Raw genomic sequence first — 13,778 nt, 5'->3', positions numbered from 1 at the left:
CCGGGGAGACCGCCGACCACTGGGCCCTGCTGGAGGAGGCCGAGCGCCGCGACGCGGGCGCCGTCCGCGACGTACTGCACTACCCCGCCACCGGGGTGTGGGCCGAGGAGACCCTGCGCCGGCTGCACGCCCCCTGCGGCCCCCCGCCCGACCTCGGACACCTCGGCGCCCTCGCCGTCGCCGCCGCCCTGCGCGCCCGCATCCCCTTCAGCCACACCCTGCGGCCCCTGCACGGCCGGCTCGTCCTGCCCACCCTCGGGCTGCTGCGCCCGGACCGCCCCGGCCCGCTCGCCCTCTCCGAACGCTCCTGGGACCCCGACGACCCCGCCACCGTGCCCCTGCACGCCCTGCCCGGCGGCCGGACCGCACTCGACGACCTCGACCCCTACCGGGCACCCGGCCCCGCGCACCCGGCCCCCGTCCGCCCCGCCCGCCGACTCACCCCCAAGGGCCACAAGCGGTGGGACACCCAGTGGTCCGGCGCGCTCACCCTGCTCGAGCGCTACGACACCATCCGCGCGGAGGAGACCGTCCAGCTGCTGCGCTCCGTCGTACCGCTGGCCGGCGGCTCCCGGTCCAGCGGCGCCACCCTCCCGGCGGCCGCCGGCTCCGTACTCGCCCGCGCCCAGGCCCCGCCCGCGCTCGCCGCGACCCTCGTCCACGAGGTCCAGCACGGCAAACTGACCGCCCTCACCGACGTCCTGACCCTGCACACCGCCGACGGCACGCCCCGCCACTGGGCGCCCTGGCGCCGCGACCCCCGCCCCCTGGAGGGCCTGCTGCAGGGCGCCTACGCCCACCTGGCCCTCGCCGGGTACTGGCAGCGCGCCGCCCTCTACGGGGCCCGCGGCGCCTGGGCCCAGCACGCCCGGATCCGCGCCCAGGTGGCGGCGGTCCTGCCCACCCTGCGGGCGCACGAGCGACTGACCCCCGCGGGACGGGAGTTCACCGACGCGATGGGGGCCGCCGAACGCGCCATGGACGACCTGCCGCCGCCCGGCGACCAGCACACCGCGGCCCGCCGGGCCGTCGACCGCGAACGCCGCGCCTGGTGCGAGGCACACCCCGAACTCGCCCCGTTCGCACAAGGCTGACGGACCGTCCGCTGCGGTACCTTTCAAGCCCGTCCACCGCCCGGATTCCAGGGAGACGGCCCGATGACCACCGGTAGTCGCCAGGACCGTGAACCGGCGGCGCAACAGCCGCCCCAGCCGCCCCAGCCGCAGCGATTCGTCATCAGCTTCGCGGGATTCAACCGCCCCTGGGCGGTGTGGATCGCGCACCGCCTGGAGGAGCACGGCCACCGCGTCGCCCTCCAGCGCTGGGACCCCCAGAACAGCCCCGGCATCGACCAGGCGCTCGACGACCTGGCCCGCTCCGGCAGCCGGGTCCTCCTCGTCCTCAGCGAACGCTACTTCTCCGCCGGCACCCACACCGACGAGCAGTGGAACACCGCCCTGCGCGCCGTCACCGACCGCCACCCCGACCGGTTCGCCGCGGTCTGCCTCACCGACGCCCCGCTGCCCAGCGCCGTCGCCGTACTGGAGAAGACCGACCTGTGGGGCCTGGACGCGTACGAGGCCGAGTACCGCGTGCTGCGCCGCCTGGAGCTGCCCACCGACCGGATCGGCACCGACAGCGGCCGCCGCGGCCCCCGCTTCCCCAACGACCCGCCGGAGATCTGGGGCCGCGTCCCGCGCCGCAACCCGCGCTTCACCGGCCGCAACGACGTCATCGGCACCCTGCGCCAGGCACTGGTCGAGGCCCCGCCCGGCGCGTCCACCGTCACCCTCCTCGGGCTCTCCGGCGTCGGCAAGACCCAGGTCGCCACCGAGTACGCCTACCGTTTCGCCTCCGAGTACGACGTCGTGTGGTGGGTCCCCGCCGAGGACCGGCCCACCCTGCGCGAACGCCTCGCCGACCTGGCCCCCGCGCTCGGGCTGCCGCGCGGCGCGGGCAGCTACGGCGAGCAGATCCGGGCCGTCCTCGAAGCGCTGCGGCGCGGAAACCCGTACGGCCGCTGGCTGATGGTCTTCGACGGCTGCGACAACCCCGACGACCTGATCGACCTGCTGCCCTCCGGCGCCGGCGACGTGATCATCACCTCGCGCAACCGGGAGTGGGCCGCCCGCCACACCAGCCTCGTCGAGGTCCCGCTCTACGCCCGCCCCGAGTCGATCACCTTCATCCGCCGCCGGGCCCTGCGCCTGACCGCCGACGAGGCCGACCAGCTCGCGGAGGCCCTGGAGGACTACCCGCTCGCCCTCGACCAGACCGCCGGCTGGCTCGCCGACTCCCCGCTGCCGGTGGGCGACTACCTCGTCCTGCTCCAGCACCGGATGGACTCCCGCGAGGCCGTCGCCGTCTCCGAGGACTACCCGCTGCCCTTCCCCACCGCCCTCGCCATACTGCTCAACAACGTCCGGGAGAACTTCCCCGACGCCCTCGCCCTGCTGCGGCTGTTCGTCTTCTTCGCCCCCGGCCCGGTGCCGCTGCGCCTGCTGCGCGAATTCCCCGCCGACGACGTGCCCGAACAGCTCGCCGGGCTGATCAACGACCAGATCCGGTGGAACGCCGCCCTCAACAAACTCGTCCAGTTCTCCGTCGTCCGGCTGGAGTACTCCGACCTGGCCGTGGAAGAGGGCGGCGGCGGACTGGAGACCGTACAACTGCACCGCATGGTCCACGGCATCGTCCGCGAGAACCTCTCCGAGGAGGAGGCCGAACCGCTGGCACGCGCCGTACGCCAGGTCCTCGCCGCCGCCGACCCCGGACGGCCCTCCGACTCCCGCCTGTGGCCCCGGTACGCCGAGCTCATCCCGCACCTGGCCACCTCAGGGGTCCTCACCAGCAGCAACCCGCGCATCCAGAACTTCCTGCTGCACTGCCTGCGCTACCTGATCCTCGCCGGCGAGTACCGCACCTGCCTGCGGCTCTCCGAGGAGACCGACCTCATCTGGCGGGCCCTGCTCGGCGAGGACCACCCCAAGGTCCGCGAACTCAGCTACCAGTACGGCGGAGCCCTGCGCAACCTCGGCCTGTTCCGGCGCGCCGAGACCCTCACCCGCGCCCGCGCCGCCCAGCTCACCAGGGAACGCGGCGACCGCGACCTGGAGACCCTGCGCGCCACCAGCTCGTACGGCGGGGTCCTGCTGTGCATCGCCCGCTTCGAACCGGCCCGCGAGATCTTCGAGCACTGCCTGGCCACCTACCGCGAACTGCTCGGCGAGGACGACTCCACCACCCTCGCCGCCCAGAACAACCTGGCCGCCACCTACCGCCTCCTCGGCCGCTACCAGGACGCCTACGACCTCGACCTGGACACCCTGCGCCGCCGCGAACGGGTCCTGCGGACCCATCACATCTCCACGCTGTCCTCCGGGATCGCCTGCGCCATGGGACTGCGGCTGATGGGCCGCTACCACGAGGCCCAGACCCGGCAGGAACAGGGCGTGAAGATCAACACCCAGGTGCTGGGCCTGGAACACCCGCAGACCCTGCGCGCCGAGCACAACCTCGGCATGTGCCTGCGCCGTTCCGGCGACATCCCCGGAGCCGGCCTGCGGCTGCGGACCGTGTGGGAGCGGGCCACCAGGGTCTTCGGCGTCGACTACCCCTGGACCCTGATGGTCGCCTCCGACTACGCCACCTACCTCAGGGAGTACGGGGACATCGGCGAGGCCCGCCGCATCTCCGAGGACGTGGTCCGCGGCTACCAGTCCCAGCTCGGCCTCGCCCACCCGTACAGCATCGGCACGGTCGGCAACCTCGGCCTCGTCCTGCGGGCGCAGGGCGAACGCGCGGCGGCGCTCTCCCTCGCGGAACAGGCGCTGGTCGGCATGCGCGGCGCGCTCGGCGACCGGCACCCCTGGACGCTGGGCTGCGCCCTGAACGCCACCGGGCACCGCAACATCACCGGGCGCCTGGAGGACGCGCTGGACCTGAGCCGGGAGACGCTGCGCACCGCCGAGCAGGTGCTCGGCCCGGACCACCCGATGTCCCTGAGCGCCCAGATCGCCCTGGCGGCGGACCTCCGGTCGGTACGGGAGCACGAGGAGGCGGCGAAACACGAGGACGCCGGCATCAAGGGCCTCACCCGCACCCTGGGCCCGCAACACGTCCACACGGTCTCGGCGAAGCAGCAGACGAGGCCGTACTGGGACTTCGAGCCGCAGCCGTAGGGGGTACGGGACCACGCGTGCGGGGCCTTCACCCCCTCGGCCCCACCGCTCGCGGCCGACGGCCGCCCACCCGCCCCCGGCCCGCATCGGGCCGGGCGGATCGGCCCGCGCGGGGGCGGCCCGCTACGCCGGAAGGCCCGGCCCCCGTGGGGGGGGGGGCCGGGCCTTCCGGGTGCTGCGAGGGTTACGCCTCGAAGACCTCGTTCAGCAGGAGCTGCTGCTCCGCCTGGTGGCGCTTCGCGGAGCCGACCGCCGGGGACGAGCCGTGCGGGCGCGAGATGCGCCGCAGGCGCTCGCCTGCCGGGACGTCCGCGCCGACCGCCAGGTCGAGGTGGTCGATCAGGTTCAGCGCGATGAACGGCCACGCACCCTGGTTCGCCGGCTCCTCCTGGGCCCAGATGTACTTCGCCGCGTTCGGGAACTTGGCGATCTCCGCCTGGAGTTCCGCGCCCGCCAGCGGGTACAGCCGCTCGATGCGGATGATCGCGGTGTCCGTGATGCCGCGCTTCTCGCGCTCGGCCTCCAGGTCGTAGTAGACCTTGCCGGCGCAGAAGACGACCTTGCGGACCGCGTTCGCGTCCACCGTGCTGTCACCGATGACCGGACGGAACGAACCGGTGGTGAACTCCTCCGCCTTCGACGCCGCCGCCTTCAGACGCAGCATCGACTTCGGGGTGAAGACGATGAGCGGCTTGTGGTGCGGGTTGTGGACCTGCCAGCGCAGCAGGTGGAAGTAGTTCGACGGCAGGGTGGGCATGGCCACCGTCATGTTGTCCTGCGCGCACATCTGGAGGAAGCGCTCCGGGCGGGCGGACGAGTGGTCCGGGCCCTGGCCCTCGTAGCCGTGCGGGAGGAGCAGCGTGACGCCGGAGGTCTGGCCCCACTTCTGCTCGGCCGAGGAGATGAACTCGTCGACGACGGTCTGCGCGCCGTTGACGAAGTCACCGAACTGGGCCTCCCAGAGGACCAGCGCGTCCGGGCGGGCCAGCGAGTAGCCGTACTCGAAGCCCATGGCCGCGTACTCGGAGAGCAGCGAGTCGTAGACGTTGTAGCGGGCCTGGTCCTCCGACAGGTAGAGGAGCGGGGTGTAGTCCTCGCCCGTCTCCCGGTCGATGAGGACCGCGTGGCGCTGGCCGAAGGTGCCGCGGCGCGAGTCCTGGCCGGACAGCCGGACCGGGGTGCCCTCCATCAGCAGCGAGCCGAAGGCGAGGGTCTCGCCCATGCCCCAGTCGATGGTGCCCTCGTCGATCATCGCCGCGCGGCGCTGCAGCTGCGGCAGCAGACGCGGGTGGACGGTGACGCCCTCGGGGATGGTGACCTGGGACTCGGCGATCCGCTTGACGACGTCCTGGGAGATCGCGGTGTTCACGGCGACCGGGAAGACGGCGGACGTGGCCGGAGCGGCCGGCGCGGCGACCGCGGGCTGCGTGGCGGCCTCGCGGACCTCCGCGAAGACCTTCTCCAGCTGGCCCTGGAAGTCCTGCAGCGCCTGCTCGGCCTCTTCCAGCGTGATGTCGCCGCGACCGATGAGGGACTCGGTGTACAGCTTGCGCACCGAGCGCTTCTTGTCGATCAGGTCGTACATCAGCGGCTGCGTGAAGGCCGGGTTGTCCGACTCGTTGTGGCCGCGGCGGCGGTAGCAGATGAGGTCGATGACCACGTCCTTGTTGAACGCCTGGCGGAACTCGAAGGCGAGCCGCGCGACGCGGACCACGGCCTCCGGGTCGTCACCGTTCACGTGGAAGATCGGCGCCTCGATCATGCGGGCCACGTCGGTCGCGTACATCGAGGAACGCGAGGACTCCGGGGCGGCGGTGAAGCCGACCTGGTTGTTGATGACCACGTGCACGGTGCCGCCGGTGCGGTAGCCGCGCAGCTGCGACATGTTCAGGGTCTCGGCGACGACGCCCTGGCCCGCGAAGGCCGCGTCGCCGTGGAGCGCGAGGGGCAGGACCGTGAAGTCCGTGCCGCCCTTGTTGATGACGTCCTGCTTGGCGCGGGCGACACCCTCCAGGACCGGGTCGACGGCCTCCAGGTGCGAGGGGTTCGCGACGAGCGAGACCTTGATCTGCTCGCCGTCCAGGCCCGTGAAGGTGCCCTCGGCGCCCAGGTGGTACTTGACGTCGCCGGAGCCGTGCATGGACTTCGGGTCGAGGTTGCCCTCGAACTCGCGGAAGATCTGCGCGTACGACTTGCCGACGATGTTCGCCAGGACGTTCAGGCGGCCGCGGTGGGCCATGCCGATGACGACCTCTTCGAGGCGGGCCTCGGCGGCCGAGTCGATGACGGCGTCGAGCAGCGGGATGACGGACTCGCCGCCCTCCAGGGAGAAGCGCTTCTGGCCGACGTACTTCGTCTGCAGGAAGGTCTCGAAGGCCTCCGCCGCGTTCAGGCGGCGCAGGATGCGCAGCTGCTCCTCGCGCTCCGGCTTGGAGTGCGGGCGCTCGATGCGGTCCTGGATCCAGCGGCGCTGCTTCGGGTCCTGGATGTGCATGAACTCGACGCCGGTGGTGCGGCAGTACGAGTCGCGCAGCACGCCGAGGATGTCGCGGAGCTTCATCATCGACTTGCCGGAGAAGCCGCCGACCGCGAACTCGCGCTCCAGGTCCCACAGGGTGAGGCCGTGCTCGGTGATGTCGAGGTCGGGGTGCTTGCGCTGCTTGTACTCCAGCGGGTCGGTGTCGGCCATGACGTGGCCGCGGACCCGGTAGGAGTGGATCAGCTCGAAGACGCGGGCGGCCTTCGTGACGTCGTCGTCGTGCGAGGCGTCGATGTCGCGGTTCCAGCGGACCGGCTCGTACGGGATGCGCAGCGACTCGAAGACGGCGTCGTAGAAGCCCTCCTCGCCGAGCAGCAGGTTCGCGACGATGCGCAGGAACTCGCCGGAGGCCGCACCCTGGATGACCCGGTGGTCGTAGGTCGAGGTCAGGGTCATGACCTTGGAGATGCCCAGCTTGTTCAGGGTGTCCTGCGAGGTGCCCTGGAACTCGGCGGGGTAGTCCATGGAGCCGACGCCCATGATGACCGACTGTCCGGGCATCAGGCGGGGCACGGAGTGCACGGTGCCCAGGCCGCCGGGGTTGGTCAGCGAGACGGTGACGCCGGTGAAGTCGTCCATCGTCAGCTTGCCGACACGGGCGCGGCGGACGATGTCCTCGTAGGCCTGCCAGAACTCGAAGAAGTTGAGGGTCTCGGCCTTCTTGATGCCGGCGACGACGAGCTGACGGTCGCCGTTGGGCTTCACCAGGTCGATCGCGAGACCGAAGTTGATGTGCTCCGGCTTGACCAGGGTCGGCTTGCCGTCCTTCTCCGCGAAGGAGTAGTTCATGGCCGGCATGGCCTTGATCGCCTGCACCATCGCGTAGCCGATCAGGTGCGTGAAGGAGATCTTCCCGCCCCGGGCGCGCTTGAGGTGGTTGTTGATGACGATGCGGTTGTCGAACAGCAGCTTCACCGGGACGGCGCGGACGGAGGTGGCCGTCGGCACGTCGAGGGAGGCGTTCATGTTCTTCGCGACGGCAGCCGCCGGGCCGCGGAGCGTCACCAGCTCGGGGCCCGCGGGGGCCTCGGTGGCGGGCGCGGCCTTCTGCGGGGCTACGGAGGAGGGGGCGGGCGCGGCCGGTGCGGCGGCCGGGGCCTGGGAGGTGACAGTCACAGCAGGGGCACCAGAGGGGGTGGCAGGAGCAGGGGCAGGAGCGGTCACCGGCGCAGGACTCGGCGCGGCGGCAGCCGCTCCGGTGCTCGCGACGGGAGTCGGGGAGGCCGCGGCGCGCGCCGCCCCCGTGGCGGCGGCGTCGGTGGCCTGCGGCGCGGCGGTGACGGTGGTGGCGGCCTGTGCGGAGGCGCCGTCCGTCGTCGCGGCCTTCTGGGGACCGTCCGACTTCACCGGAGCGACAGCGCCACCCGGCTTGTAGTCGGCGAAGAAGTCCCACCAGGCCCGGTCGACCGAGTTCGGGTCCTGGAGGTACTGCTGATAGATCTCGTCGACGAGCCACTCATTCGCGCCGAAGCCTGAGGCAGGGTTCTTCCCGCCCTCTGCTGCTTCGGTCGTGGTGGTCGAGTTACTGGGGGACTGTGGCGACACGGCGGCAACCGCCCTCTTCCGCTTCACAAGGTATGGACAGCGGGAATAAAGGCTACGCCTCCTCGGGCGCTGCATGCAGGCCGGGCGGGACTTACGTCGCGCAGGTCACATCGAACGGCGGGTTTCGGCACGTGGAATGGCGGGAAACGAGCCTGGTTCGGGTAGGGGGCACCGAGGTTGCGGCCCCCTTGGCTTCGCACCCCTGACGGACCCCGGGTACGTGTGGCCGAGATCATGTCCTTCCCACTCGAACCCTACGTCAACACGCGACCTATGAGCTGCCCGGAAGCGTGACGAGGATGCGGCAGCCGCGTGACGATTCGGCCACTCCGATCCGCCCTCCGTGCAGCTCCACGGCCCAGCGGGCGATCGCCAGGCCCAGTCCGGTGCCCCCGTCGCCGCCGCGGGCGCTGCCCCGGTTGAACCGCTCGAAGACCCGGTGGCGCTCGGCCTCCGGGATGCCGGGGCCCTCGTCCCGTACCTCCAGCACCAGACTTCCGGGCGCGTCGCCGGTCCGGGCCCGGACCGTGACCCGGCCGTGCGGCGGGCTGTGCTTCACCGCGTTGTCGATCAGGTTGGCCACCACCTGGTGCAGGCGCTCGGCGTCCGCGTGCGCCCACAGCTCGGGCGGGAAGACGTCCAGGTGCAGGTGCACGTCGTTGCGGGCGTGCCCGCCCGAACCGGAGAGCAGCCCCGGCCGGCCGGCGGCCGCGAGCCGCGATTCCTTCAGCACGCCCGACAGGTACGGCCACACCTCGAAGCGGCGGGCGCGCAGCGGGACCACGCCGTTGTCCACGCGGGACAGGTCCAGCAGGGTCTCCACGAGCCCGCCGAGCCGCTCGGTCTGCTTCAGCATCGTGCGCATGGTCTCCGGATCGGCGGCCGAGACCCCGTCCACCACGTTCTCCAGCACCGCGCGCAGGGCCGCGATCGGCGTGCGCAGCTCGTGCGAGACATTGGCGACGAGCTCCTTGCGGTGCCGGTCCACGGCCTCCAGGTCGTCCGCCATCAGATTGATGGTGGCGGCCAGGTCGCCCAGCTCGTCGCGGCGTCCCGCCCCGCGCACCCGCCGGGTGAAGTCGCCGTGGGATATCGCCCGGGCCACCCTCGTCATCTCGTCCAGCGGCGACGTCAGGCTGTGCGCCACGAACTGGGTGATCAGCATCGAGGCGATCACCGAGAAGACCGTGATGAAGCGCAGCTCGGTGTCGGTACGCAGGGCCACCAGCAGCAGACCCGTCGTGATGAAGACCGAGACCACCACCAGCGTGCCCAGCTTGGTCTTGATCGAGAAGGGCGAGAAGGGCCGCAGCCCCACCGGGGGCCGCTGCCGCTGCCGGTTCGGCGGGCCGTTCACGCCTGGGCCGGGGTCTCCAGGGCGTACCCGACGCCGTGGACCGTACGGATCCGCTCCGCGCCGATCTTGCGGCGCAGGGCCTTGATGTGGCTGTCGACGGTACGGGTCCCGGACGCGTCGGCCCAGTCCCACACCTCGGCCAGCAGCTGCTCCCGGGAGAGCACCGCCCGCGGGGTGCCGGCCAGGCACACCAGCAGGTCGAACTCGGTGGGGGTCAGGTGCACGTCCTCGGTCTGCACCCGGACCCGGCGCTGCGCGTGGTCGATCTCCAGATCGCCCAGGCGCAGGGTGGCCCCGCGCGGGGTGTGCGCGGCCATGGTGGCCCGCTCCACGCGCCGCAGCAGTACGTGGACCCGGGCGGCCAGCTCGCGCATCGAGAAGGGCTTGGTCATGTAGTCGTCCGCCCCGACCCCGAGCCCGACCAGCAGGTCGGTCTCGTCGTCCCGCGCGGTGAGCATGAGGACCGGAACGGGCCGCTGGGCCTGGACCCGGCGGCAGACCTCCAGGCCGTCGAAGCCGGGCAGCATGATGTCGAGGACCAGCAGCTCGGGCAGCCAGCTCTCGGCCGCCGCGACGGCCGAGGGGCCGTCGCCCGCGGTCTGCACCTGGAAGCCCTCGGCGCGCAGACGGGCCGCGATGGCCTCGGCGATGGTGTGGTCGTCCTCGACGACCAGCACACGCCGCTGGGCGCCGGGTGTCGCCGCGGCGCTCTGATGGGTGGTGTGTGTCTGTTCCATGTCCGCCCCTGAAGATCCCGCGTGAATGGGGTGCAGCGTAGAGGAGGCGTCGGCCTGCGGCTACGTGGGGTTCGGACATGGCATATGTGCTGGACCACAGTAAGCGGAATGTGATGTACCGGGTGCCGGCCCCCCCACGGGACCGGCACCCGGCGGGCGGGACCGGTCAGGTGCCCCGCCGTTCATGGCCTCCGAGGGGTGCCCGGGGGGTGCCCGGGGGGACCTGGAGGGTCAGTCCGTGACCGTGCGGGAAGACCGGGTCGAACGTGTCGTTCGGCACATCCGGACGGGAGGCTTCCACGGCCTCCATCGAGCGCGGGAGCTCGAAGGGGAGCCGGCCCCCGGGGGCGGCGCGGCCGAAGGCCACGTCCAGCAGGGCGGCGTCGGCGGCCCCGTAGTCCGCGATCAGGGCCGCGGCGCGCTCGGCGATCTCCGGGATGACGGCGGCCCGCTCCAGATTGATGCAGACCAGGGTCGGTACGCGGTCCAGGAGGGCCAGGATCTCCGCCAGCTCGGGCTCGGGGAAGGCCAGCGAACCCGAGTGGAAGTACGACTCGAAGACGTTCTCGCGCGGCTCGTACGGGGTCCGCAGCCGCAGCACGGCGAGATCCGCGCCGGCCGGGTCGGCGACGACCTCGCCGTACGCGGCGGCGACGGCCTCGTCCACGTTGCGCACGTACAGCTTCGGCCGCGCCGGCAGCGGGAGCAGGCCGCCGTGGTTGGTGAGGACGGTCAGGGAGCGGCGCTGGGCCGCGGCCCCCAGGGCCGTGAAGTCGGCCCGGCCCACCGTCCCGGCCGCCGCGTCCGGGTCCACGTACGGGTCCTCGAACAGGCCGAGCGTGAACTTCTCGCGCAGCAGGCGGCGTACCGAGCCGTCGATCCGGGACTCGGCGACGCGGCCCGAGCGGACCAGCTCCACGACGACCTCGGGGCACTGCTCGCCGCCGAACTGGTCGCAGCCGGCCTCCAGGGCGCGGGCCGTCCGCTCGGCCACGCTCAGGTGCTCCAGGCCCCAGGCGCGCGCCGGATGGACCTGCCCGAAGATCGTCGCGTCGTTGAGCAGCCCCCAGTCGCTGCAGACGATGCCCTCGAAGCCGAGCTCCTCGCGGAGCAGGCCCGTGACCACGCCCTTGTTGAAGCCGAAGCCGACCTCCTCCCAGTCCGTGCCGACCGGCTGGCCGTAGTACGGCATCATCTGCGCGCACCCGGCGGCGATCGCGGCCCTGAACGGCTCCAGGTGGTGCTCGCGCATGCCGCCCGGATAGACCTGCTCCCTGCCGTGCGCGAAGTGCGGGTCCTCGCCGTCCTTCTGCGGGCCGCCGCCGGGGAAGTGCTTGACCATCGCGGACACCGAGCCGGGCCCGAGGGCCGGGCCCTGCAGGCCGCGCACGTACGCCGCCACGAGCTCGCCCGTCAGCCGCGCGTCGGAGCCGAAGGTGCCGGACTGGCGGGCCCACCGGGGTTCGCTGGCCAGGTCGATCTGCGGGTGCAGGGCGACGCGGAAGCCGACGGCGAGGTACTCGCGGCGGACGGTGTCGGCGAAGCGGAAGACCAGCTCCGGGTCGCCGATGGCGGCCAGGCCCAGGGCCTCCGGCCAGGCGGAGAAGGCGCCGGAGTTGAAGGAGGCGCCGATGTTGTCGGTGAAGGTGTGGCGCGGGTCCGTGGAGAGGGTGACCGGGATGCCGAGGCGGGTGGCCGCGGCCATCTCCTGGACGGCGTTCTGCCACGTGGCCATCTCGCGGGGCCCGTAGGTGCCGAGCAGGTTGAAGTGGGTGAGGAAGCGGTCCTCGATCAGCTCGGGCGTGGTGAACGGGAGCATCGAGCCGTCGGTCTCGGTGACCGGCGTGCCGTCCGGATTCATCATCAGCATCGAGTGGAAGAGCTGGCCGGCCTTCTCCTCCAGGGTCATCCGGGAGAGCAGGTCCTCCACGCGGCGGCCGACGGGCAGCGCAGCGTCTTTGTAGTCGGGCGTCGCGTTCATGGCGGGGCTCCTGGAGCACGTGACCGGGCGGATCGGCACGGCCAAGGTAGAGCCGAAAACCATGCACCTGCTAGGTTTTCAAAATGTGAGCTGGGTCACGCGGGCGGGGCGCCTAGGGTGTTCCGCATGGCACAGGACACGGAGCGGAAGGGCGCGAAGGTCGCGAAGGGGTCGAAGGGCACGGCCCGGGGCACCTACGCGGTGGGCGACGCCCGGCGGCAGAAGATCCTCGACACGGCCGTCGAGCACTTCGCGCAATGGGGCTTCAACGCGTCCTCGCTGGCCCGCATCGCCGCCGACTGCGGGATCACCCAGGGCGGACTGCTGCACCACTTCCGGGGCAAGGAGGACCTGCTGCTGTCGGTCCTCGCCCAGAGCGAACGGCACGACGTGGAGCGGCTCTTCAGCGTGCCCGCCGAATCGGTCGCCGCCCACTTCGCCACCGTCGTGGACCTCGCCGCCGACAACGAGCGGCGGCCCGGCATCGTCCGGATGTTCAACACCCTCGTCGGCGAGTCCGGCAACCCGGACCACCCGGCGCACGCGTACTTCACCCAGCGCTACACCCGGGTGCTCGGCTACACCGTCGAACTGCTGGAGGCGGGCGTCGCTCGCGGCGAACTGCGTCCGGACACCGACTGCGAGGGCGTCGGCCGGGAGATCCTCGCCGTCATGGACGGCCTGCAGATCCAGTGGGTACTGGCGCCCGCCAACGTGGACATGCCCGCCCGGCTGCGCGGATTCCTGGACCGGCTGCTGCGCGACATCGCGGCCACCGGCACTCCTTAGGGGGCGTCCTGGCCGCCGGTGAACGGGGGCAGCGCGTCCAGCACCTTCGTCAGGGAAGCCGGCAGGGAACCCTGGTCGCGGGACACCTCGTGCCCGTCGTGCACGAAGACGTAGGAGTACCCGTCGTAGATCGTGGGGCCGCCCGTCGCGATCCGGGGCAGCCGCGCGAAGTCGGCCTCCCGGAGGGCGGTGCGCAGGCCGGTGAGCCCCGCCTCGGACAGCTTTCCGGTGCCCTTCGGCCGCGCCTCGCCGTCCAGCTGCGTCCAGGAGCCGTCGCCCTTCACGACGAGGGTGTGGGTCCGCCCGGCGAAGCCACCGGTCCGGGTGACCCGGACCAGGGTCTCGCCGGGGGCGGGGACCCGGCCCGCCGTGGGGCTCGTACTCCCGCCCGTGCCCGCGCTCGGGCTCGTCACCGGGCTCGTAACCGGGGCGGCCGTCGGGCTCGTGGTCGCACCCGTGCCCGGGTCCGCCGGCGCGCCGGCACCGGCGCTCGCGCTCGTACCCGGCGCCGTGGAGCCCTTCGGGGCCGCGTCGCCGTCACCCCCGGCGCCCGCGGGCCCGCAGCCCGCCAGGGCCGCCGCGCTCAGCACCGCCACCGCCACCGCTCGTAACGCGCGCACACCCACCTCCGCGGGGACTCGTGTCCAAC

Annotated in this window: 8 protein-coding genes; 3 read left to right on the top strand and 5 right to left on the bottom strand. The window is 72.4% G+C overall.

What is annotated here, in order from left to right; translation table 11 throughout:
- The first annotated feature begins 95 nt into the window (after positions 1-95).
- A complete protein-coding gene (locus tag Sspor_RS16015) occupies positions 96-1,094 on the top strand; it encodes an aKG-HExxH-type peptide beta-hydroxylase (protein WP_237403882.1) in 999 nt (332 codons plus the stop codon).
- A 63-nt stretch (positions 1,095-1,157) separates the two neighbouring features.
- Entirely contained in the window at positions 1,158-4,181 is a 3,024-nt protein-coding gene (fxsT, locus tag Sspor_RS16010; RefSeq protein WP_202199747.1) for an FxSxx-COOH system tetratricopeptide repeat protein, read from the top strand.
- A 184-nt stretch (positions 4,182-4,365) separates the two neighbouring features.
- On the opposite strand, the gene Sspor_RS16005 is transcribed toward fxsT, so the two are convergent.
- From Sspor_RS16005 to Sspor_RS15990, 4 genes are all read right to left on the bottom strand, one after another.
- Positions 4,366-8,265 (bottom strand): multifunctional oxoglutarate decarboxylase/oxoglutarate dehydrogenase thiamine pyrophosphate-binding subunit/dihydrolipoyllysine-residue succinyltransferase subunit, encoded by a 3,900-nt coding sequence (locus Sspor_RS16005; protein WP_202199746.1) that lies wholly within the window; start codon positions 8,263-8,265, stop codon positions 4,366-4,368.
- A gap of 271 nt (positions 8,266-8,536) precedes the next feature.
- The gene (locus Sspor_RS16000; protein WP_372499738.1) at positions 8,537-9,622 is read right to left on the bottom strand and encodes a HAMP domain-containing sensor histidine kinase; all 1,086 of its coding nucleotides are present in this window, start codon (positions 9,620-9,622) and stop codon (positions 8,537-8,539) included.
- The gene (locus tag Sspor_RS15995) at positions 9,619-10,359 is read right to left on the bottom strand and encodes a response regulator transcription factor (RefSeq protein ID WP_202199745.1); all 741 of its coding nucleotides are present in this window, start codon (positions 10,357-10,359) and stop codon (positions 9,619-9,621) included. The genes Sspor_RS16000 and Sspor_RS15995 overlap by 4 nt, the downstream gene beginning before the upstream one ends.
- Positions 10,360-10,525: 166 nt before the next feature.
- Positions 10,526-12,340 carry a glycoside hydrolase family 3 protein gene (locus Sspor_RS15990; RefSeq protein WP_202199744.1) on the bottom strand — a complete coding sequence of 605 codons (1,815 nt, stop codon included), beginning with the start codon at positions 12,338-12,340 and terminating at the stop codon, positions 10,526-10,528.
- A gap of 126 nt (positions 12,341-12,466) precedes the next feature.
- Between Sspor_RS15990 and Sspor_RS15985 the strand changes: the two genes are divergently transcribed.
- Positions 12,467-13,129 (top strand): TetR/AcrR family transcriptional regulator, encoded by a 663-nt coding sequence (locus Sspor_RS15985; RefSeq protein ID WP_202199743.1) that lies wholly within the window; start codon positions 12,467-12,469, stop codon positions 13,127-13,129.
- On the opposite strand, the gene Sspor_RS15980 is transcribed toward Sspor_RS15985, so the two are convergent.
- Positions 13,126-13,749 (bottom strand): hypothetical protein, encoded by a 624-nt coding sequence (locus tag Sspor_RS15980; protein WP_202199742.1) that lies wholly within the window; start codon positions 13,747-13,749, stop codon positions 13,126-13,128. The two genes, Sspor_RS15985 and Sspor_RS15980, sit on opposite strands and share 4 nt — an antisense overlap.
- Positions 13,750-13,778 lie beyond the last annotated feature (29 nt).

The sequence above is a fragment of the Streptomyces spororaveus genome (assembly GCF_016755875.1).
Classification (GTDB): Bacteria; Actinomycetota; Actinomycetes; order Streptomycetales; family Streptomycetaceae; genus Streptomyces; species Streptomyces spororaveus.
This window is presented reverse-complemented; position numbering and strand designations above follow the sequence as displayed.